The organism is Rouxiella aceris, from assembly GCF_012933545.1.
Taxonomy (GTDB): Bacteria; Pseudomonadota; Gammaproteobacteria; order Enterobacterales; family Enterobacteriaceae; genus Rouxiella; species Rouxiella aceris.
The window spans coordinates 199,219-221,368 of record NZ_JAADJU010000006.1; the positions used below are offsets into that span (position 1 = coordinate 199,219).

The following is a 22,150-nucleotide window of genomic DNA, read 5'->3' on the forward strand; positions in this document are numbered from 1 at the left end:
CGAAAAAGTTTGCACCTGGTTTGTTGAATAAGCGTCTAACAATTGAGCAAACGATGTCAAAAGTTGTCCCGGCAAGGAAATTTGTGATCAAACGCACATCGAAATCTATAAATGATAAATCTTTGTTAAAAAGTGCGCGGGTTGGGGATTTAACTCCGTACTGATATGGACACCACGTCAATACTTTGTTACTTTACGGCCACGTTTTTTAAATTGGTATTACCAATTTACTCCTAAGTGGTTACATACCTCATTAATTTCAAGATGCGGGAAGGCAGCCCAGGCCGCCATATCATCTGCACCTTGAAGGGCGAGGGGTATTTCCCCCTAAAAGGCAGACAAAAGTTCTCATGGCATATAGCAAAATAAAACAGCCAAAGTTATCTGATGTGATCGAGAAGCAATTAGAGTCTCTGATCCTCGAAGGTACGCTACGCCCGGGTGAAAAACTTTTGCCTGAGCGAGAACTGGCGAAGCAGTTTGATGTTTCGCGGCCTTCCCTGAGGGAAGCAATCCAACGCCTTGAAGGTAAAGGACTGCTGTTACGTCGCCAGGGTGGCGGCACCTTCGTGCAGAGCAATTTATGGCAAAGCTTTAGCGATCCCCTTGCTGAATTACTCTCTGAGCATCCCGAATCACAGTTCGATCTCCTGGAAACCCGTCATGCCCTTGAAGGGATAGGTGCCTATTATGCTGCACTGCGCGGCACCGATGAGGACCTGCAACGCATCCGTGATTGCCATGTGGTGATCCAGACCGCACAAAAAAGCGGCGATCTCGATGCTGAAGCCGATGCCGTTATGCAGTACCAGGTGGCGGTTACTGAAGCCACGCATAATGTGGTGTTGCTGCACTTGTTGCGCTGCATGGGGCCGATGCTCGAGAAGAACGTTCGACAGAATTTTGAATTGCTTTACTCCCGCCGCGAAATGCTGGCGATGGTGAGCAACCACCGCGCCGTGATTTATGAGGCGATTGTTGCACGCGAGCCACAAAAAGCGCGCGAAGCATCACACCGTCACTTGGCGTTTATTGAGGAAGTTTTGCTGGATCTGAGCAGGGAGCACAGTCGTCGTGACCGTTCACTACGTCGACTCCAGCAACGTAAGGAAGAAAATTAAGCTCGGGGGGAATCTGACATTTTTCTACCCAAAGCCTGCAGTTGCAGGGCGCCGAGAATAATTTAAAAAACTTTTATGTCCTCATCTGAGGGCGGAAACTAAACTGACGGGCCTGTCTTCGTGTGTTGTTGTCCAGCAACAGCAGGAGTGAAAACACAGGAAGACAGGCTCCAGATAAACAGACAGATAAGGAAAAGTACCATGTCAGAACGTGTAAATAATGACGTGGATCCGATCGAAACTCGCGACTGGCTCCATGCGATCGAATCGGTCATCCGTGAAGAAGGTGTTGAGCGTGCACAGTTCCTGATTGATCAGGTATTGAATGAAGCACGTAAAGGCGGCGTCAGTGTTGCTGCAGGTGCAGCTAACCGTAACTACGTCAACACCATCGCTGTTGAAGATGAACCTGAGTATCCGGGTAACCTGGAGCTGGAACGCAACATTCGTACGGCAATTCGCTGGAATGCGATTATGACCGTGCTGCGTGCCTCTAAGAAAGACCTGGAACTGGGTGGCCATATGTCATCATTCCAGTCTTCCGCCGCTATTTACGAAGTGTGCTTCAACCACTTCTTCCGTGCTCGCAACGAGAAAGACGGTGGCGATCTGGTTTACTTCCAGGGCCATATCTCTCCAGGCGTGTACGCGCGTGCTTTCCTTGAAGGCCGTCTGACCGAAGACCAGATGAACAATTTCCGTCAGGAAGTTCACGGTAAAGGTCTCTCTTCTTATCCGCACCCTAAACTGATGCCTGAGTTCTGGCAGTTCCCGACCGTATCTATGGGTCTGGGTCCAATTGGCGCCATTTATCAGGCCAAATTCCTGAAATATCTCGACCACCGTGGCCTGAAAGACACCACTGACCAGCGCGTGTATGCGTTCCTGGGCGATGGCGAGATGGATGAACCGGAATCCAAAGGGGCGATCACTATCGCTACCCGCGAGAAACTGGACAACCTGTGCTTTATCATTAACTGTAACCTGCAGCGCCTTGATGGCCCGGTTACCGGTAATGGCAAGATCATCAACGAACTGGAAGGCATTTTCGCCGGTGCCGGCTGGAATGTGATCAAAGTGATCTGGGGTAACCGTTGGGATCAACTGCTGCGTAAAGATACCAGCGGCAAACTGATCCAACTGATGAACGAAACCGTTGACGGTGACTATCAGACCTTTAAATCACGCGATGGCAAATATGTGCGTGAACACTTCTTCGGCCGCTATCCGGAAACCGCTGAGCTGGTTAAAGATATGACCGACGATGAGATCTGGGCACTGAACCGCGGTGGTCACGATCCGAAGAAAGTCTTTGCTGCCCTGAAAAAAGCGCAGGATACCAAAGGCCAGCCAACAGTGATCCTGGCTCATACCATCAAAGGTTATGGCATGGGTGAAACCGCAGAAGGCAAAAACATCGCCCACCAGGTCAAGAAAATGAACATGGATGGCGTCCGTTACATCCGCGATCGTTTCAGCGTACCGGTCAGCGATGAAAACCTGGAAAAACTGCCATTTATCCAACTGGAAAAAGATTCTGCAGAGTACAAATATCTGCACGAACGTCGTCAGGCGCTGAAAGGCTATGTGCCAACGCGTCTGAAGAACTTTACCCAGAAACTGGAAATCCCTGCGCTGGAAGACTTCTCTCAGTTGCTGGAAGAACAGAAGAAAGAGATCTCCACCACTATCGCCTTTGTGCGTGCGCTGAACGTGATGCTGAAAAACGATTCGATCAAAGATCGCCTCGTGCCAATCATTGCCGACGAAGCCCGTACCTTTGGTATGGAAGGTCTGTTCCGTCAGATTGGTATCTACAGCCCTAACGGTCAGCAATATACCCCGCAAGACCGTGAGCAGGTTGCTTACTACAAAGAAGACGAAAAAGGTCAGATCCTGCAGGAAGGGATTAACGAACTGGGTGCCGCCTCTTCCTGGCTGGCCGCGGCAACGTCGTACAGCACCAACGACCTGCCAATGATCCCGTTCTATATCTACTACTCAATGTTTGGTTTCCAACGTATCGGCGATCTCTGCTGGGCAGCGGGCGACCAACAGGCGCGTGGCTTCCTGGTAGGCGGTACTTCAGGCCGTACTACGCTTAACGGCGAAGGCTTGCAGCACGAAGATGGCCACAGCCATATTCAGTCGCTGACTATTCCTAACTGTATCTCTTATGATCCGGCTTATGCCTATGAAGTGGCAGTGATCATGCAGGACGGTCTGCGTCGCATGTACGGCGAAGCGCAGGAAAATATCTATTACTACATCACCACGCTGAACGAAAACTACCATATGCCAGCCATGCCAGAAGGCGCGGAAGAAGGCATTCGCAAAGGGATCTACAAGCTGGAAACCGTTGCCGGTAGCAAAGGTAAAGTGCAGTTGATGAGCTCAGGTTCTATTCTGCGTCACGTACGTGAAGCGGCACAGATCCTGGCAGCAGACTACGGCGTCGGTTCAGACGTTTACAGCGTGACTTCCTTTACCGAACTGGCGCGTGATGGCCAGGACTGTGAACGTTGGAACATGCTGCATCCTTCAGAAACCCCACGCGTTCCTTACGTGGCTCAGGTGATGAATGACGCGCCAGTGGTGGCATCAACCGACTATATGAAATTGTTCGCCGAACAGGTTCGCAACTTTATCCCTGCCAGCGATTTCCGCGTGTTGGGTACCGACGGTTTTGGTCGTTCAGACAGCCGTGAAAACCTGCGTCACCACTTCGAAATCGATGCTTCCTACGTGGTCGTTGCAGCGCTGGGCGAACTGGCCAAGCGTGGCGAGATCGATGTGAAGGTGGTGGCAGAAGCTATTACCAAGTTCGGCATCGACGCTGATAAAGTTAACCCGCGTCTGGCATAAGAGGTAGATAAACAGATGGCTATCGAAATTAACGTACCAGACATTGGTGCAGATGCAGTGGAAGTTACCGAAGTGCTGGTAAAAGTCGGTGATACCGTTTCCGCTGAACAATCGCTGATTGTGGTTGAAGGTGACAAAGCCTCGATGGAAGTCCCTTCGCCGCAGGCCGGTGTGGTTAAAGAGATCAAGGTTGCGGTCGGCGATACCGTCGAAACCGGTAAGCTGATTATGGTATTTGATTCTGCCGAGGGTGCTGCGGCACCGGCTAAAGCAGAAGAGAAACCTGCCGCCAAAGCAGAAGAAAAACCTGCGGCTGCGCCAGCCGCCTCCGGCAGCAAAGAAGTTAATGTGCCGGATATTGGTAGCGATGAAGTTGAAGTGACTGAGATTATGGTCAAAGTCGGCGACACCGTGACCGCTGAGCAGTCGCTGATCACCGTTGAAGGCGATAAAGCCTCAATGGAAGTGCCGGCACCTTTCGCTGGTAAAGTAAAAGAGATCAAGATTGCTGCCGGCGACAAAGTCAGCACCGGTTCTCTGATTATGGTGTTTGAAGTGGCGGGTGCCGCCGATGCTGCGCCAGCCGCAGCGGAAAGCAAGGCAGAAGAAAAACCTGCCGCTGCACCAGCAGCTTCCGGCAGCAAAGAAGTCAACGTACCGGATATCGGCGGTGACGAAGTCGAAGTGACCGAAATCATGGTCAAAGTTGGCGATAAAGTCGCGGCGGAACAATCGCTGATCACCGTTGAGGGCGATAAAGCCTCCATGGAAGTGCCGGCACCTTTCGCCGGTACGGTTAAAGCGATCAAAATTGCCGCTGGCGATAAAGTCAGCACCGGCTCACTGATCATGGTCTTTGAAGTGGAAGGCGCTGCCCCTGCCGCAGCACCGGCCAAACAACAACAGTCAGCCGAGCCGGCCAAGCAGGAGCAAAAAGCAGCAGCACCTGCGGCCAGCGAAAGCAAAGGCGAGTTTGCCGAGAATGATGCCTATGTGCATGCCACGCCGGTAATCCGTCGTCTGGCGCGCGAATTTGGCGTCAATCTGTCGAAAGTGAAAGGTACCGGCCGTAAGGGTCGTATCCTGCGCGAAGACGTTCAGGCTTATGTTAAAGACGCGGTCAAACGTGCCGAAGCAGCACCTGCTGCCGCGGCGGCGACTGGCGGTGGCTTGCCGGGTATGTTGCCATGGCCGAAAGTGGACTTCAGCAAGTTTGGTGAAATCGAAGAAGTTGAACTGGGCCGCATCCAGAAAATCTCTGGTGCCAACCTGAGCCGTAACTGGGTGATGATCCCGCACGTTACCCAGTTCGACGAAACGGATATCACTGAAGTTGAAGCCTTCCGTAAGCAGCAGAACATCGAAGCCGAGAAGAAAAAGCTCGACGTGAAAATCACGCCACTGGTATTCCTGATGAAAGCGGCTGCCAAAGCGCTGGAAGAGTACCCACGCTTTAACAGCTCGATTTCTGCCGACGGCCAAAAACTGACGCTGAAAAAATACATCAACATCGGGGTAGCAGTTGATACACCTAATGGTTTGGTGGTTCCGGTGTTCCGTGACGTCAACAAAAAAGGTATTGTTGAGTTGTCTCGTGAACTGGCGGTGATTTCCAAGAAAGCGCGTGACGGTAAACTGACGGCGTCTGACATGCAGGGCGGCTGTTTCACCATCTCCAGCCTGGGCGGTATCGGCGGTACGGCGTTTACGCCAATCGTCAATGCGCCTGAAGTGGCGATCCTTGGCGTATCCAAATCGTCAATGAAGCCAGTTTGGAACGGTAAAGAGTTTGAAGCGCGTATGATGCTGCCACTGTCTCTGTCCTTCGACCACCGGGTGATTGACGGTGCTGCCGGCGCACGTTTCGCGGCCTACATCGGTACCGTAATGTCAGATATTCGTCGTCTGGTTATGTAATCGTTATAAGGCCGGCCCTGGTTGCCGGCCTTGTTTTTGACACGGATCTTGTGACAAGGCATTGTTCCTGTCGCCGGCAAGTTGCCGTCAGCCAAAGCAGTGGCAGCTTGAGCGATAAGATAATGATTTGTCGGCAAGGTTGTTGAGACACAGGCCATCCGAACTTTGTTTGCAGACTGTTAACAATTCTGTAAACTTCTCGCGGTGTATGCGTCCCGGTGGATGAAGAGCGTTGCGTATGGCATTCGCGACATTGACGAATGCGCTTCATTTAAGACGTCTGACCCGCCGGACAAACAATTAAGAGGTCATGATGAGTACAGAAATTAAAACTCAGGTCGTGGTACTTGGGGCGGGTCCTGCAGGTTATTCTGCCGCTTTCCGTTGCGCTGATTTAGGTCTTGAAACCGTTTTGGTTGAACGCTATTCCACCCTGGGTGGCGTTTGTCTGAACGTAGGTTGTATCCCTTCCAAAGCCCTGCTGCACGTGGCTAAAGTGATTTCTGAAGCTAAAGCCCTGGCAGAACACGGTATTGTTTTTGGTGAACCCAAAACCGATATCGACAAAGTGCGTGTCTGGAAAGAAAAAGTTATCAATCAGCTGACCGGCGGTCTGGCGGGTATGGCGAAAGGCCGTAAAGTCAAAGTCGTTAACGGCTTCGGCAAATTTACCGGTGCCAACACGCTGGTGGTTGAAGGTGAGAATGGTACCACCACCATCAACTTCGACAATGCCATTATTGCTGCGGGTTCTCGTCCTATCACCCTGCCATTTATTCCTCATGATGACTCACGCGTCTGGGACTCAACGGATGCGCTGGCGCTGACCACTGTGCCTGAACGTCTGCTGGTGATGGGCGGCGGTATCATCGGTCTGGAAATGGGCACCGTGTATCATGCGCTGGGTTCAAAAATCGACGTCGTCGAAATGTTTGACCAGGTGATCCCGGCTGCCGATAAAGACGTAGTTAAAGTCTTTACCAAGAAAATCAGCAAGCAGTTCAACCTGATGCTGGAAACCAAAGTCACCGCCGTAGAAGCCAAAGAAGACGGTATCTACGTGTCGATGGAAGGTAAAAAAGCGCCAGCTGAAGCGCAGCGTTATGACGCCGTGCTGGTGGCTATCGGTCGTGTACCTAACGGTAAACTGCTGGATGCGGGCCTGGCTGGGGTTGAAGTTGACGATCGCGGCTTTATCCACGTTGATAAGCAAATGCGTACCAATGTGCCGCATATTTTCGCCATCGGCGATATTGTCGGTCAGCCAATGCTGGCGCACAAAGGCGTGCATGAAGGCCACGTCGCTGCGGAAGTGATCTCCGGTAAGAAACATTACTTCGATCCTAAGGTGATCCCTTCCATTGCCTACACCGAGCCAGAAGTTGCCTGGGTGGGTGTCACCGAGAAAGAAGCCAAAGAGAAAGGCATCAGCTATGAAACGGCGACCTTCCCATGGGCGGCTTCCGGTCGTGCTATTGCTTCCGACTGCGCTGACGGTATGACCAAACTGATTTTCGACAAAGAAACGCACCGGGTGATTGGTGGCGCGATTGTCGGTACCAACGGTGGCGAGCTGCTGGGTGAAATCGGTCTGGCTATCGAAATGGGCTGCGACGCAGAAGATCTGGCGCTGACTATCCATGCGCACCCAACCTTGCATGAGTCCGTCGGCCTGGCTGCCGAGATTTATGAAGGTAGCATCACCGATCTGCCAAATCCAAAAGCCAAGAAGAAGTAATTTTTCTGCTGGTTTGATTTGCTGATATGACGGCTTCCATCTGGAAGCCGTCATTGTTTGTGGCCCTGACAACCCTCTCCCCACCAGGCCTGGTATCGCTATTTTTCATAAAGTTGCCGTCTCTGCTGTGGAGTGCGGGCGGGATAGCAAATATCACGGAAAACAGTGTCGCTAAATCCATTAATAAATTATGGTTAATAGATTGCGGTGGACGAACAGGTAAAAGCAGCGGATCGCACTGTGCCTAACGATTCAGCAAATATTTAATGTTGCTTTTATGTGAACGAATTAACAAGCACGGCAAACCCTGCTATGCTGCCACAGCGCAACCGGGGACTGTCGTCGCTAAGCGTTCAGGATGTTTCGCTTTGCCTCATAAAAAGACGTACCCGCCGTGATCCGGCTATCAACCACATCAATACCGCTTTGCAGGGTGTTTGTGACCTCTGGGCATTATGGCTGATTGATAACGGAAACCAGGCTGTATTCCGCCATTGACTGCAAGTACCACCTCTACACGCGGGATAGGGTCTGGACATAATAAATGACAATGAGAGCGAGGAGAGAGTCGTGCTAGAAGAATACCGTAAGCACGTAGCCGAGCGTGCTGCAGAGGGCATTGTCCCTAAGCCACTCGATGCTTCACAAATGGCCGCACTGGTTGAAAACCTGAAGAACCCGTCTAAAGGTGAAGAAGAAACCCTGCTGGACCTGCTGATTAACCGCGTACCCCCAGGCGTTGACGAAGCCGCTTATGTAAAAGCCGGCTTCCTTGCCGCCGTTGCCAAAGGCGACACCACCTCTCCGTTGGTAACTCCCGAAAAAGCCGTTGAACTGTTGGGCACCATGCAAGGTGGCTACAATATTCATCCGCTGATCGATGCACTGGAAAACGAAACGCTGGCACCGATTGCCGCCAAGGCGTTGTCTCATACGCTCTTGATGTTCGATAACTTCTACGACGTTGAAGAGAAAGCGCGCGCCGGAAACCGCCACGCGATTAAAATCCTCCAGTCCTGGGCCGATGCCGAATGGTATCTGGCGCGGCCGAAACTGGCAGAGAAAATCACCGTGACGGTGTTTAAAGTCACCGGCGAAACCAATACCGACGATCTCTCTCCTGCGCCTGATGCCTGGTCGCGCCCGGATATCCCGTTGCACGCGCTGGCGATGTTGAAAAACGAACGTGAAGGCATTGTGCCCGATCAGCCTGGCAATGTAGGGCCAATCAAACAGATCGAAGAACTGAATAAAAAAGGTTTTCCGCTGGCCTACGTCGGTGACGTGGTCGGTACCGGGTCTTCCCGCAAGTCGGCGACCAACTCGGTGCTGTGGTATATGGGCGACGATATCCCTTACGTGCCGAACAAGCGCGCAGGCGGTGTGGTACTTGGCAGCAAAATTGCCCCTATTTTCTTTAATACCATGGAAGATGCCGGTGCTCTGCCAATCGAAGTTGACGTTGCCAATCTGAATATGGGCGATGTTATCGACATTTACCCGTATAAAGGCGAAGTGCGCAATCACGAAACCGACGCCGTGCTGGCCACTTTTGAGCTGAAAACCGATGTCCTGCTCGATGAAGTGCGCGCCGGTGGCCGTATTCCATTGATCATTGGTCGTGGCTTGACCACTAAAGCCCGTGAGTCGCTAAAACTGCCACAAAGTGATGTGTTCCGTATTGCCAAACCGGTCGCCAGCAGCAGCAAAGGCTTCTCCCTGGCGCAAAAAATGGTCGGCCGCGCCTGTGGCGTGGAAGGTGTCCGCCCTGGCGAATATTGCGAACCGAAAATGACCTCGGTGGGTTCTCAGGATACCACCGGTCCAATGACCCGTGATGAACTGAAAGATCTCGCTTGTCTCGGCTTCTCGGCCGATCTGGTGATGCAGTCATTCTGTCATACCGCGGCTTATCCGAAGCCGGTTGACGTCACCACGCACCATACGCTGCCCGATTTTATTATGAATCGCGGCGGGGTTTCCCTGCGTCCTGGCGACGGTATCATTCACTCCTGGCTCAACCGCATGCTGCTGCCGGATACGGTCGGTACCGGCGGTGACTCCCATACCCGTTTCCCAATCGGCATCTCCTTCCCGGCAGGTTCGGGGCTGGTGGCTTTTGCTGCCGCCACCGGCGTTATGCCGCTGGATATGCCGGAATCGGTGCTGGTGCGCTTTAAAGGCAAAATGCAGCCGGGTATTACCCTGCGCGATTTGGTGCACGCCATCCCTTACTATGCTATCCAGCAAGGGCTGTTGACCGTTGAGAAGAAAGGTAAGAAAAACATCTTCTCTGGTCGCATCCTGGAAATCGAAGGTCTGCCTGAGCTGAAAGTCGAGCAGGCGTTTGAACTGGCCGATGCCTCGGCAGAACGTTCTGCTGCAGGTTGCACCATCAAACTGGATCAGGCTCCGATCACCGAATACCTCAGCTCCAATATTGTGTTGCTGAAGTGGATGATCTCCGAAGGTTACGGCGATCGTCGCACCATTGAGCGTCGTATCAAGGGCATGGAAAGCTGGCTGGCTGATCCGAAACTGCTGGCAGGCGACGCTGACGCGGAATACGCGGCAGTGATCGAGATCGATCTGGCCGAGATCAAAGAGCCTATTCTTTGCGCGCCTAACGATCCGGATGATGCCCGTCTGTTGTCGAGCGTGGCCAATAGCAAAATCGATGAGGTCTTTATCGGTTCCTGCATGACCAACATCGGCCACTTCCGCGCGGCTGGTAAACTGCTCGACAGCTATAAAGGTCAGTTGCCGACCCGTTTATGGGTGGCACCGCCGACCAAAATGGATGCTGCACAGCTGACCGAAGAGGGCTATTACAGCGTCTTTGGCAAGAGCGGGGCGCGTATTGAGATCCCGGGCTGCTCATTGTGCATGGGTAACCAGGCGCGCGTGGCGGACGGTTCGACGGTGGTCTCCACCTCAACCCGTAACTTCCCGAACCGTCTCGGCACCGGTGCCAATGTCTATCTGGCGTCCGCTGAGCTGGCGGCTATTGCTGCGTTGTTGGGGCGTTTACCGACGCCGGAAGAGTATCTGGGCTATATGGCGCAGGTCGACAAGACGGCGGTGGATACCTATCGCTATCTGAACTTCGACAAGCTGTCGCAGTACACTGAAAAAGCTGACAGCGTGATCTTCCAAACCGCGTTGTAACTCGCTATATTGCGCCACAGAACATCAAGGAGGCTTCGGCCTCCTTTGAATTTGATGACAAAGTCGTCTTGATGATCGAGATACCCGGGCATAGCACACCTAGGGGCGCTCCGGCGGGCAAGCCCGCTACGACCCCAACGGTGCACTCTCCCTAATAACAGACTTTGTCAGCAGTCTGAAGGAGGCTTCGGCCTCCTTTTTTTATTGCTGATTTTAATGGTGGATGGTTATCGCCAATCGGAGGACAGGACCATGGATTATGACTTCCTGCGTGATATCACCGGGCAAGTGCAGGCCCGTTTCTCAATGGGCCACGAAGTGATCGGCCACTGGCTGAACGAAGAGATCAAAGGCGATCTCGGCCTGCTGGACAAAATCGAGGCCGCTGCCGTTGAGCTTAAAGGCAGCGAACGCTCCTGGCAACTTGACGGGCATGAGTACACATTGTGGCTCGATGCGGAAGAGGTAATGGTTCGGGCCAACCAGCTGGATCTGGAAAGTGATAATATGGAAGAAGGCATGAACTATTACGACGAAGAGAGCCTGTCGTTGTGCGGCATTGAGGATTTCCTGCAAGTGCTGCAAAAGTATCGTGCCTTTATCGTGACTTATCGTTAACCGGCTCCCGCGGCCTTTATTTACGGCTGGCGCTCCAGCACAGTAAGGATCCGGCGACCACCATGCCGACACCCGGCCAGAAGCTGCTGCCGGGTAAAGTATTTAGCCATACCCCGGCGATAAAAATCGATGACAGCGGCGTAAAGTAAGACAGCGCCGCCACCAGCGTGGCATTGCCTTTTTTCATCGCCAGATCCCAGCACTGATAAGAGATGGCGGTGATGGCTCCCATCAGCAGCAGCTCGCCGACCGCTGGCCAGTCAAGGTGCAAGCGGGTGGATGAAAAACTGAAATAGAGCCCCCACAGCACGCCCCCCGTCGCCAGCAGAAATAGCGGCAATACCCCTTTGCCTTTACTAAATAATCGCACCAGATTGGAGTACAGCGCCCAGGATACGGCAGCCCCGGCCGCCAGGGCGTAGGCCAACGGGTTACTGTGCACATTTTCAAGTAACTGATGCACACTGAGTCCGCGCCCGCCGCTGATTGCCCACAACACGCCGACAAAGGCCAGCACCAGGCCGGGCCACATCCACCAGCGGGCGCGAATTTTCAGTAGCGGTACGGCAAACAGTAAGGTCAGACTTGGCCATAAATAGTTCACCAGCCCCAGCTCCAGGGTTTGCTGGCGGCTGTTTGCCAGACCGATGGCCAGAGAAAAGGCCACCATATAAAACACAAACAGCAGACCGCAGAGGATCAAATAGGCCGGAGACTGTCCGCGCAGCGTCGGCTTGCCCGCTACCATCCAGACCATAATACCGCTGACGGTATAGATTGAGGCGGCGGCACCGAAAGGGCCAAGGGCTTCTGCCAGGCTGCGCGTCAGGGCGACGCTCATACTCCACAGCAGGATGGCGAAAATGCCAAACAGGGTTGCAAAACGGTCCATCGGGGAATGTCTTCGAAAGAGAAAAGTACCCCTAAGATAAGCGATTGTAACGCTTAAATAAACGGCCTATATGCTGATAATTTACGTTACCGGCATGACAATTCCCCGATCAGTTTGACCCAACAAAAGATAAAAAAAGCGGCAGAACGGGGAGGATTTTTGGCAATGCGCTATGCGGAGAATAAAATGGCCAAATAACATCCTGATTACCTGGCCATTCTAAATGGTGACTTGGCTACTTGGTTAAAGCTGAGGAATATTTCTGCCGTAGTAGATTTCCTGCATCTCTTTGTATAACAGATCGGTAATCTCTTTACGGGCCGCCGCACTGAGTTCATCGGGATCGGCGTTGAAAAGATAGTGTTGCAGATCGAAATCCTTTAACAGCATCTTGGTATGAAAGATATTTTCCTGATAAACGTTCACATCCATCATGTGATACAGCGATTTCATATCGGCAGACATAAAGTTTTGGATCGAGTTAATGGAATGGTCAATATAGTGTTTTACGCCATTGATATCGCGGGTAAAGCCGCGTACGCGATAGTCAATGGTAACAATATCCGACTCCAACTGGTGGATCAGATAGTTTAACGCTTTTAGCGGCGAAATTACGCCACAGGTCGAGACTTCGATATCGGCGCGGAAGGTACAAAGTCCCCCTTCCGGATGACTTTCCGGATAGGTATGCACGCAGATATGACTTTTATCGAGATGGGCTACCACCGAGTTGGGCAAGGGACCAGGATGTTCCGAGTTATCCACGTCCTTCGGATCCACCGGTTCCTCGCTGACCAAAATGGTTACGCTGGCCCCCTGTGGTTCATAATCCTGCCGGGCAACGTTAAGGATATTGGCACCAATAATCGAGCAGGTTTTGGTGAGGATCTCGGTCAAACGGTTGGCGCTATACTCTTTATCAATGTAGGCGATATAAGCATCACGGTCGGCTGCGGTTTTGGTATAGCAAATATCGTAGATACAAAAACTCAGGCTTTTTGTCAGGTTATTGAAACCATGCAGTTTCAGCTTTTGCAATTTCGTTCACCCCCCTTGTGGATGCGGTATCAGCCTTGGGCTGACAGGGCATTCAGTAGATATTGCGGCAGGGCAAAGCTGCCTTGATGGATTGCCGGATTGTAATAACGGCTGGTGATGCCAGAGGCGGCAAAGCGGGCCTGCAGGGTGGCATTATCGAGCTGACGGTAGGCGCTATTATTAGTGGCCCAGGCAAAGGTCATAATACCGCCATAGTAGGTCGGAATGGCTGCCTGATAGAAACTGACGTCCTGGAAATAGTGGCTGAGTTTCTGATGGCTATTGACCGCTTCATCCTGTTGCAGGAAACAGACCCCATTTTGGGCAACAAAAATCCCCTCGGGTTGCAGACAACGCGCGCAGCCGGCGTAAAAGTCAGAAGTGAACAGACTTTCTCCGGGACCGATAGGATCGGTACAGTCGGAGATGATCACATCATAGATTTCGTCGGTTTGATTGACGAAGTTGACGCCATCGTCAATCACCAGCTTAAAGCGGCTGTCGTCATAAGATCCGGCATTATGATTTGGCAGATACTGACGACAAAACTCGACCACCCCGGCATCTATCTCCACCATGGTGATCTGTTCCACGGTTTTATGCCGACAGACTTCACGCAGCATGCCGCCGTCACCGCCGCCGATAATCAGCACGCGCCTGGCATTGCCGTGCGCCAGCAGCGGCACATGGGTCATCATTTCGTGGTAGATAAATTCATCGCGTTCCGTGGTCTGCACCACACCGTCGAGAGCCATAACCCGGCCCAGCGCGGCATTTTCGAATATCACTAAATCCTGGTGGGCCGTCTTTTCACGATAGAGTTCTTGATCAACAGTAAAATACTGGCCAAAGCTGCTATGCAGCGTTTCATACCAGATTTCTTTGCGGGATACTTTTTGCGACATAATCTCGCTCTTCTCCTGAGGACGTATAGCCATGAAAATTGGCGCAATATAATAGCCAACCCGGGCGAGGGTTGCACGATCCGGTTGTTGGCGGCAGATCGACATCCTCGCCGCGAGCAAGTGACTAACGGGCGGGATCTGACAAAGACAGTTTAGCTCACCCCAGAGGAAGTGGGGTGACAGGGGGATCAGTTGGCGTAGGTCAATAGTCCAAGAGAGTCGCGTGCCAGTGATTTGCACTTGGTCGGCGTGGCGATTTGAATACCGCTAAGATCGCGATAACTGTCTTCGCCCATCGACTGCATATTAAAAGCACCGTAGTTGCCGAGATCCCAATGATTTTGCTGAGCAAAATAGACAATGGCCCGTTTGATTTGCGTATTGGGAAGCTGGTCGTAGCCACAGTTATTTTTCAGATAGACAAAAACGGCGGTCAGATCGGCCAGGTCTTCCGCTTCCGGTTCGCTAAGCGCCTGGCTGGCAGAGGAGAAGCCAAGTAATGTCAGCACTAGCAGACTCAGGGTGATTTTTTTCATGCTGTGCCTTGTTTCTGCGGGGGAAGGTGCTTTTGCCAGTAAACCCACCCCGGCAAGTAAAATGTTCTTAACTACAATAACAGTATTAGTCATATAAATGATCATGCTCGTAAATAATCAAAATGACGTTACCATATTTGCCGCAGCGCTCATAAATTTCTTTTTGTTTATACCCGTCCTGCTTCAAGCGGCATCTTTGCTGGCGGCCTTTACTCACCCCGGTCGCAGAGTCATCTATGCTGCCGGAGAAGCCTTCAGTTGCCGCCGCGATGCGGCTCGAATTATTTAGGGTAAACTGCCTTTCTCCGGTTTAATCGTCTTGACCTTTACCCAGGGGCAGGGTTTAGGCTGAAGTCATCTGACTCTTTTCCGATCTCAACAAGGACCGACCATGTATCGTCGTGATTTTATCAAACTCGCTGCGTTATTCGGCGGTATCGCCGCCATTCCCGCCTGGAGCAAACAGGCTTTTGCTGCCAGTCGTCCGGCGCTGCCGGTCCCTGATATCCTCCAGCCTGACGTCAGAGGCATTTACCACCTCAGCTTGCAGCAGGGACAAAGCCAGTTTTTGCCAGGGGTCAATACCACCACCTGGGGCATCAACGGTAATCTGTTGGGACCGGTACTGCGCCTGCGTCGCGGCAAGAAGGTCGGTGTGATGGTTAAAAATAATCTGCCCAGCGTCAGTACGGTGCACTGGCACGGTCTGGAGATCCCCGGCGACGTGGATGGCGGTCCACAGGCGATGATCGCCCCCGGTGCCAGCCGGGAAGTGCAGTTCACTATTGATCAACCGGCGGCCACCTGTTGGTTCCATCCCCATCCGCATCAGACCAGCGGCTATCAGGTGGCGATGGGCCTGGCGGGGTTGGTGCTGATCGAAGATGAAGAGAGTGACAAAATCCCGCTGCCTTCGCGCTGGGGCGTTGATGATATTCCGGTGATTTTGCAGGACAAACGGCTTAATACGGCCGGGCAGATCGATTATCAGCTTGATGTAATGACCGCCGCGGTAGGTTGGTTTGGTCAGCATATGTTGACCAACGGGGTGATCTACCCGCAGCATGGCGTGTCTCGCGGCTGGCTACGGTTGCGCCTGCTGAATGGCTGTAATGCCCGCTCACTGCGCTTGGTGGCCAGCGATGGCCGTCCGCTCTATGTGATTGGCAGTGACGGCGGCTTGCTGGCCGAACCGGTCAAGGTAACGGAATTGCCGATGCTGATGGGCGAACGCTTTGAAGTGATGGTGGATTGTTCCGACGGCAAGGCCTTTGATCTGCAAACCTTGCCGGTGCAGCAGATGGGCATGACGCTGGCACCTTTTGATCAACCGCTGCCGGTATTGAAAATCCAGCCGACCACTACCCAGTCGGGCGGCACCTTGCCCGATAAGCTGATCGCGCTGCCGCCGTTGGTGGCTACCGACAACCTGCCCGCACGCTGGTTACAGTTAATGATGGATCCGCGCCTCGACCAGTTGGGCATGCAGGCGCTGATGACGCGCTATGGTCATGGCGCAATGGCAGGAATGAAGATGGGCGATCACAGCCAGATGGCCGCCATGCCGGGTATGTCGGCTGCAGATCATGGCAAGATGACATCAACAGACAGTGGCGCGATGGCTATGCCGGGAATGTCACCGCAAGCTGGGCAGTGGGATCTGCTGTCAGCCAATAAGATCAACGGCAAAGCCTATGATATGGCGACGCCGGCTTTTGATGTCAAACTGGGACAATATGAGAAATGGACCCTGTCCGGGGAGGGCGACATGATGCTGCATCCTTTCCATATCCATGGCACCCAGTTTCGCATCCTCAGTGAGAATGGTCAGCCAGTGGCAGCCCATCGCCAGGGATGGAAAGATATTGTGCATGTCGAAGGCGGGCGCAGCGAAGTGCTGGTGAAGTTTACTCATCCCGCCGACAAGGCGCATGCCTATATGGCCCACTGCCATTTACTTGAGCATGAAGACAGCGGCATGATGCTGGGCTTTACCGTTTCTGCTTGAGTCAGAGCCCGGAGATTTTGTGCGTCATGACCCGCATCTTACTCAGCGCCACTTTTGTTTGATATAATCTTTGCGCAACAAAGGCTGCCTTCGACCATACTGATGGCAGCACTCACTCATTTTTCAGGTGGTTAAGTTTTTATATGAAACACAGCGTCGAAGTCATGATCTCCGAGCAGGAAGTAAAAACCCGTATAGCCGAGTTGGGCCGCGAGATCACTGAGCATTACCGCGATAGCGGCAGTGAAATGGTTTTGGTGGGACTATTACGCGGCTCATTTATGTTTATGGCCGATCTGTGTCGTACCATTGAGGTGCCGCATGAGGTCGACTTTATGACTGCTTCCAGCTACGGCAACGGCATGTCTTCCACGCGCGATGTGAAAATTCTCAAGGATCTTGATGAAGATATTCGCGGCAAAGATGTGCTGATTGTCGAAGATATCATTGACTCGGGCAACACCCTGAGCAAAGTGCGCGAGATCCTCAATCTGCGTGGACCTAAATCCCTGGCCATCTGTACGCTGCTCGATAAACCCGAGCGTCGCGAAGTAAATGTTACCGTCGAATATGTCGGTTTTACTATTCCCGATGAATTTGTTGTTGGCTATGGCATTGATTATGCCCAAAGATATCGCCATCTGCCGTACGTCGGCAAAGTGGTGATGTTCGACGAGTAACGGACAAGGCCATTTGCAGCGTCATTATCCGCTGCGGCAGGGCACATAAGGGAAAGGAATAGCGCCCCGGACGTTGTATAGTCCGGGGCGTTGATATTTACTTGTGGTGGTGCGGTTGCAGCAGTGAGGCAATGCCCTGACGATAACGCTGTTCAAGAATTTCGCGGCTGGTGGAGGTAATATCCAGATCGCGCAAACGCCCGTCCTGAATACCGTAAACCCAGCCATGCAGCGTGATCTTTTGCCCGCGTTTCCACGCGCTGCGCATCACGGTTGAGTGTCCCAGGTTATATACCTGTTCCACGACGTTCAGTTCACAAAGTTTGTTCAGACGCTCGTCAGGTGACAGCTCACCCAGCGAGGAACTATGTTTGAACCAGATATCACGAATGTGCAGCAGCCAGTTATCAATCAAACCCAACTCCGGGTTTTCTACGGCGGCCTGAACACCACCGCAGCCGTAGTGACCACAGATAATGACGTGCTCGACTTCCAGTACGTCTACGGCGTACTGCACCACGGAAAGGCAGTTAAGGTCGGTGTGGATCACCAGATTGGCAACATTACGGTGAACAAAAAGTTCGCCAGGTTCAAGTCCGGTCAGACGTTCGGCAGGTACGCGACTGTCGGAACAACCAATCCACAGAAAGCGGGGTTTTTGAGCAAGAGAGAGGCGTTCAAAGAAGCCAGGATCTTCCTCTTCTATAAGTTTTGACCAGGTTGCGTTGTTACTGATCAGTGTCTCTATATCTTTCATGAAAGTTAATAGCCTGTAAGGAAACAACTGCGATGAGGTAATATAAGACAACATTCAGCAATTTAAAACTGGTTCTGCAAAACCCTGATTGTAACGAAAGATCACCAAACATCGAAAACAAGGTAAGACTTCACTTATGACATACGCATTAGAACTGGAGAAGTTAACCAAAACTTACGCAGGTGGTGTGCAAGCTTTACGCGGTATTGATCTGCGGGTCGAGGCTGGCGACTTCTATGCGTTGCTCGGGCCTAACGGTGCCGGCAAATCCACGACGATAGGCATAATCAGTTCGCTGGTTAACAAGTCTGCCGGCAAGGTTCAGGTTTTTGGTTATGATATTGATAAGGATATTGTTAATGCCAAGCGCCAGTTGGGACTGGTACCGCAGGAGTTTAACTTTAACCCCTTTGAAACTGTGATGCAGGTGGTGGTCAATCAGGCCGGTTACTACGGCGTCAAGCGCTCAGAGGCCATCTCGCGCGCAGAAAAGTATCTGACGCAGCTCGATCTCTGGGGCAAGCGCAATGAGCGTTCAAGAATGCTTTCCGGTGGGATGAAGCGCCGGTTGATGATTGCCCGTGCGCTGATGCATGAACCAAAATTGTTAATTCTCGATGAGCCAACCGCCGGTGTAGATATTGAACTGCGCCGCTCCATGTGGGGCTTTTTGAAAGAGCTGAACGTACAAGGTACCACCATTATTTTGACCACCCACTACCTGGAAGAAGCCGAGATGCTGTGCCGCAATATCGGCATTATCCAGTATGGCCGTCTGGTGGAAAATACCTCGATGAAAGCGCTGCTATCCAAGGTGAAATCAGAAACCTTTGTGCTTGATTTGGCACCAAAAAGTGCGCTGCCGCAGCTTGATGGCTATAAGAACAGCCTGATCGACACCTCGACGCTGGAAGTGGAAGTGATGCGTGAGCAGGGGCTGAACTCGTTGTTTAGTCAATTAAGCAAGCAGGGTGTGCAGGTATTGAGTATGCGCAATAAAGCCAACCGTCTGGAAGAGCTGTTTGTCACCCTGGTAAATGGCAGTGAGGATAAAAAATAATGTCGCAACTGTATTGGGTGGCCCTGAAAAGTATCTGGATGAAAGAGATTAACCGCTTCGGACGTATCTGGGTGCAAACCCTGGTGCCACCGGTGATCACCATGTCATTGTATTTTGTGATCTTCGGTAATCTGATCGGTTCGCGGATTGGTGATATGCATGGCTTTAGCTATATGCAGTTTATCGTGCCTGGCTTGATCATGATGGCGGTTATCACCAACTCCTATGCTAACGTTGCCGCCTCGTTTTTCAGCGCCAAATTTCAGCGCAATATAGAAGAACTGCTGGTGGCCCCGGTGCCGACCCATGTGGTGATTGCCGGTTATGTCGGCGGTGGTGTGGCGCGCGGCATTTGCGTCGGCATCCTGGTGACCATTATTTCACTGTTCTTTGTGCCTCTGCAGATCCATTCCTGGTGGGTGATTGCCTGTACGCTGATATTGACCGCGATCCTTTTTTCGTTGGGCGGCTTATTAAATGCGGTGTTTGCCACCACCTTTGATGATATCAGTCTGATCCCGACCTTTGTGCTGACGCCATTGACCTATCTGGGCGGGGTCTTTTATTCCCTGACGTTGTTGCCACCGATCTGGCAGGCGATCTCCAAGCTTAACCCTATCGTTTATATGATTAGCGGTTTCCGCTACGGGTTTCTGGGCATTTCGGATGTGCCGCTGGTCTTTACCATGGCGGTGCTGGTGGCCTTTATTGTCGCTTTCTATCTGCTTGCCTGGTATCTGATTGAACGTGGCCGTGGATTAAGAAGTTAATCTGCCAATGGCGCTCGGCCAATGTCGATCGAGCGCCATGTTTTCTCTGTCAGGTCATTTTTACTCCCTCGCTATCCCTTATTGTTCTGCTGCCATGTTTTATTAAATCTATAATCCGCAAGAGCAATTAATTACTTTCTTGGCTAAAAATCTCAGTTGTAATTAATATCCAGATTTAAATGTTGCACGTCAAATAACCTGTGGGCTTTTTATTTTCATGTCCAGCCTGAAGAAACCCTGAGTCAAATATGATTATTAACATTTATTTAATAGAATGAGTTTTATTTAATACATTGTTTTTATTATGTTTTCATCTGAATCATGTTGCATGATTGGGTAGGTTTTGCTTTTCGGTTTTGTTTCAATATTGTCTAGGTGTCAGCTACTATGCTCGCGTAAATGCAGCACGCTCGGAGGCAGATAATTGTTTTTCCGAGCTGCTCATTGGTTATTACCGATAGCACATCTAACCTGCCCGGTATTTTAATTGGTCGGGGTGATATTACTGTGTCTCAAGGATATAGAGGAAATTTACGTGATAAAGCATGTTAAAAGCGCTGCGAGCGCGGCAATTGTGTTAATGGCTTCATCGACGCCCCTTTGGGCAGTAGACAGCGTGGATCTGAAAGTCACCGGTACCATTATGCCGACGGCCTGTACGCCCACACTTTCCCGCAACGGCTCGGTCGATTTTGGTCAAATCAAAAGCCTAAGCTCGACGAATTACACGTTATTACCCGAAATTACCACTGCCATCACCATTAACTGTGATGCTCCGGCCAAAGTTGCCATCAAACCCACCAATGGTCGTCCGGGCACGCTGGTGGGGACTGAAGGTGTCACCGGCTATGGCGAGACACCGAGCGAAATCAAGCTATTTGGTGTCGGGGCATTTGCCGGTGGTCTCGGTACCGCCTCGGAAAAACTGATTGGTGGCTATTCCATGAGAATTCAACAGGCGAGCCTGTTGGTGGATGGCGCACCAGCGTCCGTTATTACCAGCCGGGATAAAGGCACCACCTGGATGGCGGACAGTTTGGGGCTGATGCTCTACCACTCCGCTGATCTCTATACCTCCTGGGCCAGCGTCGGCAACCAACTGCCCGTGGCTTTCAGAACCATGAGCGCCACTCTGGGGGTAGAGGCATACGTCAACAAAAGCAGTGAGCTGGATATGACGCAGCCGATTAGTCTTGATGGCCTCAGTACCCTGGAAATGGTCTACCTCTAATCTCCGTATTATTGAAAAGCAGAGTATCTGGCGGAGCTGGCCAGGTACTTTTATTTATTTTTATGCCGTTTGCCCATCAAGCAGCCGTGGCCATCACGGCAGGTAACAGATTCAATGGATTGAAGAGATGATCTACGCATTAATTCGAATAAAAAATAAGCGCTTGGGATGGTGGTTATTCTTGTTGTTGAGCGGCTTGTGCCGGGCAAGCGGCGTGGTGCCCGAAACCTCGGTGGTAATTGTGGAAGAATCCAGCGGGGAAGGGGCCATTAACCTGGTCAATACCGATGCCTGGCCGGTGCTAATGCTGACCCGCCTGCAGGATGTTGTCGGTGATCAGGAAAAATTGCTGATGGTCACCCCGGCTGCCACGCGGGTAGAGCCGGGAAAAACGCAGCGTATACGTTTTATGCTGACCAGTGAAACACCGCTGAAAACCGAGCGACTCAAGCGGGTCATTTTTGAAGGGATCCCGCCGCAAACACGCGGCAAAAATGAAGTGCGGATGACGGTGCGCCAGAATCTGCCACTGATTATTCGCCCCGCAGGTTTGCAGAAAGATCCTGCTCCCTGGAAACATTTGCGCTGGCAGGCCAGTGATGCGGGGTTGGTGGTCAGTAATCCTTCGCCCTATGTTGTGCGCCTGTCGCAGTCGGTGCTGGCACTTCCCTGCCAGCAAATTTGGGCACTGCCGCAGGCCTATGTATTACCTGGCCAAAAATTGACGCTGACCCCCGGCAGCGTCAGGGATCACTGTAGTATGCGCGCAGTGCGGCTTTCTCCTGCCACCACCTGGGGCTTTTCCGTAGACAACTATGATGCGCCCTTGTCGTGACCGGTCGTGCA

The 22,150-nt window shown here is 52.0% G+C and carries 17 protein-coding genes; 12 read left to right on the forward strand and 5 right to left on the reverse strand.

Annotation, left to right across the window (positions count from 1 at the left end; genetic code table 11):
* Window positions 1–350: 350 nt before the first annotated feature.
* From pdhR to yacL, 6 genes are all read left to right on the forward strand, one after another.
* A complete protein-coding gene (gene pdhR / locus GW590_RS13045; RefSeq protein ID WP_169403483.1) occupies window positions 351–1,121 on the forward strand; it encodes a pyruvate dehydrogenase complex transcriptional repressor PdhR in 771 nt (256 codons plus the stop codon).
* A 201-nt stretch (window positions 1,122–1,322) separates the two neighbouring features.
* Window positions 1,323–3,986: a pyruvate dehydrogenase (acetyl-transferring), homodimeric type gene (gene aceE / locus GW590_RS13050; RefSeq protein WP_169403484.1), complete on the forward strand. Its 2,664-nt coding sequence runs from the start codon at window positions 1,323–1,325 to the stop codon at window positions 3,984–3,986.
* A 15-nt stretch (window positions 3,987–4,001) separates the two neighbouring features.
* Window positions 4,002–5,903 carry a pyruvate dehydrogenase complex dihydrolipoyllysine-residue acetyltransferase gene (gene aceF / locus GW590_RS13055; protein ID WP_169403485.1) on the forward strand — a complete coding sequence of 634 codons (1,902 nt, stop codon included), beginning with the start codon at window positions 4,002–4,004 and terminating at the stop codon, window positions 5,901–5,903.
* Window positions 5,904–6,216: 313 nt separating this feature from the next.
* Window positions 6,217–7,641, forward strand: a complete 1,425-nt coding sequence (gene lpdA, locus GW590_RS13060; RefSeq protein WP_169403611.1) for a dihydrolipoyl dehydrogenase — start codon at window positions 6,217–6,219, stop codon at window positions 7,639–7,641.
* 570 nt (window positions 7,642–8,211) lie between these two features.
* Window positions 8,212–10,809: a bifunctional aconitate hydratase 2/2-methylisocitrate dehydratase gene (acnB, locus tag GW590_RS13065; protein ID WP_169403486.1), complete on the forward strand. Its 2,598-nt coding sequence runs from the start codon at window positions 8,212–8,214 to the stop codon at window positions 10,807–10,809.
* Between the two features lie 252 nt (window positions 10,810–11,061).
* Entirely contained in the window at window positions 11,062–11,427 is a 366-nt protein-coding gene (yacL, locus tag GW590_RS13070) for a protein YacL (protein ID WP_169403487.1), read from the forward strand.
* Between the two features lie 16 nt (window positions 11,428–11,443).
* Here the strand turns inward: yacL and yddG are convergent, their stop codons facing one another.
* The 4 genes from yddG to GW590_RS13090 form a co-directional block, all read right to left on the reverse strand.
* Window positions 11,444–12,319: an aromatic amino acid DMT transporter YddG gene (gene yddG / locus GW590_RS13075; protein WP_169403488.1), complete on the reverse strand. Its 876-nt coding sequence runs from the start codon at window positions 12,317–12,319 to the stop codon at window positions 11,444–11,446.
* 243 nt (window positions 12,320–12,562) lie between these two features.
* Window positions 12,563–13,357 carry an adenosylmethionine decarboxylase gene (gene speD / locus GW590_RS13080; RefSeq protein WP_169403489.1) on the reverse strand — a complete coding sequence of 265 codons (795 nt, stop codon included), beginning with the start codon at window positions 13,355–13,357 and terminating at the stop codon, window positions 12,563–12,565.
* Between the two features lie 29 nt (window positions 13,358–13,386).
* On the reverse strand, window positions 13,387–14,262 hold the full coding sequence (gene speE, locus GW590_RS13085; RefSeq protein ID WP_169403490.1) for a polyamine aminopropyltransferase: 876 nt from the start codon (window positions 14,260–14,262) through the stop codon (window positions 13,387–13,389).
* A gap of 188 nt (window positions 14,263–14,450) precedes the next feature.
* Entirely contained in the window at window positions 14,451–14,798 is a 348-nt protein-coding gene (locus GW590_RS13090) for a YacC family pilotin-like protein (protein ID WP_169403612.1), read from the reverse strand.
* A 391-nt stretch (window positions 14,799–15,189) separates the two neighbouring features.
* On the opposite strand from GW590_RS13090, the gene cueO reads away from it, so the two are divergent.
* On the forward strand, window positions 15,190–16,806 hold the full coding sequence (gene cueO / locus GW590_RS13095) for a multicopper oxidase CueO (protein ID WP_169403491.1): 1,617 nt from the start codon (window positions 15,190–15,192) through the stop codon (window positions 16,804–16,806).
* Between the two features lie 143 nt (window positions 16,807–16,949).
* Window positions 16,950–17,486: a hypoxanthine phosphoribosyltransferase gene (gene hpt / locus GW590_RS13100; RefSeq protein ID WP_169403492.1), complete on the forward strand. Its 537-nt coding sequence runs from the start codon at window positions 16,950–16,952 to the stop codon at window positions 17,484–17,486.
* 97 nt (window positions 17,487–17,583) lie between these two features.
* Here the strand turns inward: hpt and can are convergent, their stop codons facing one another.
* Window positions 17,584–18,243, reverse strand: coding sequence for a carbonate dehydratase (can, locus tag GW590_RS13105; protein WP_169403493.1), 660 nt, complete (start codon window positions 18,241–18,243; stop codon window positions 17,584–17,586).
* 136 nt (window positions 18,244–18,379) lie between these two features.
* On the opposite strand from can, the gene GW590_RS13110 reads away from it, so the two are divergent.
* The 4 genes from GW590_RS13110 (at window position 18,380) to GW590_RS13125 (ending at window position 22,139) form a co-directional block, all read left to right on the forward strand.
* Entirely contained in the window at window positions 18,380–19,303 is a 924-nt protein-coding gene (locus tag GW590_RS13110; protein WP_169403494.1) for an ABC transporter ATP-binding protein, read from the forward strand.
* Entirely contained in the window at window positions 19,303–20,073 is a 771-nt protein-coding gene (locus tag GW590_RS13115; RefSeq protein WP_169403495.1) for an ABC transporter permease, read from the forward strand. Before GW590_RS13110 ends, GW590_RS13115 begins: the two co-directional genes overlap by 1 nt.
* A 535-nt stretch (window positions 20,074–20,608) precedes the next feature.
* A complete protein-coding gene (locus tag GW590_RS13120; protein WP_169403496.1) occupies window positions 20,609–21,304 on the forward strand; it encodes a DUF1120 domain-containing protein in 696 nt (231 codons plus the stop codon).
* Between the two features lie 127 nt (window positions 21,305–21,431).
* Entirely contained in the window at window positions 21,432–22,139 is a 708-nt protein-coding gene (locus GW590_RS13125) for a fimbria/pilus chaperone family protein (RefSeq protein WP_169403497.1), read from the forward strand.
* The last annotated feature ends 11 nt before the right edge of the window (window positions 22,140–22,150 follow it).

Excerpts from the sequence above, each read along its gene's own strand:
- pdhR (WP_169403483.1), top strand. The coding sequence starts at position 351 with ATGGCATATAGCAAAATAAAACAGCCAAAGTTATCTGATGTGATCGAG.
- aceE (WP_169403484.1), top strand. The coding sequence starts at position 1,323 with ATGTCAGAACGTGTAAATAATGACGTGGATCCGATCGAAACTCGCGAC.
- aceF (WP_169403485.1), top strand. The coding sequence starts at position 4,002 with ATGGCTATCGAAATTAACGTACCAGACATTGGTGCAGATGCAGTGGAA.
- lpdA (WP_169403611.1), top strand. The coding sequence starts at position 6,217 with ATGAGTACAGAAATTAAAACTCAGGTCGTGGTACTTGGGGCGGGTCCT.
- yacL (WP_169403487.1), top strand. The coding sequence starts at position 11,062 with ATGGATTATGACTTCCTGCGTGATATCACCGGGCAAGTGCAGGCCCGT.
- yddG (WP_169403488.1), bottom strand. The coding sequence starts at position 12,319 with ATGGACCGTTTTGCAACCCTGTTTGGCATTTTCGCCATCCTGCTGTGG.
- speE (WP_169403490.1), bottom strand. The coding sequence starts at position 14,262 with ATGTCGCAAAAAGTATCCCGCAAAGAAATCTGGTATGAAACGCTGCAT.
- GW590_RS13090 (WP_169403612.1), bottom strand. The coding sequence starts at position 14,798 with ATGAAAAAAATCACCCTGAGTCTGCTAGTGCTGACATTACTTGGCTTC.
- cueO (WP_169403491.1), top strand. The coding sequence starts at position 15,190 with ATGTATCGTCGTGATTTTATCAAACTCGCTGCGTTATTCGGCGGTATC.
- hpt (WP_169403492.1), top strand. The coding sequence starts at position 16,950 with ATGAAACACAGCGTCGAAGTCATGATCTCCGAGCAGGAAGTAAAAACC.
- can (WP_169403493.1), bottom strand. The coding sequence starts at position 18,243 with ATGAAAGATATAGAGACACTGATCAGTAACAACGCAACCTGGTCAAAA.
- GW590_RS13110 (WP_169403494.1), top strand. The coding sequence starts at position 18,380 with ATGACATACGCATTAGAACTGGAGAAGTTAACCAAAACTTACGCAGGT.
- GW590_RS13115 (WP_169403495.1), top strand. The coding sequence starts at position 19,303 with ATGTCGCAACTGTATTGGGTGGCCCTGAAAAGTATCTGGATGAAAGAG.
- GW590_RS13125 (WP_169403497.1), top strand. The coding sequence starts at position 21,432 with ATGATCTACGCATTAATTCGAATAAAAAATAAGCGCTTGGGATGGTGG.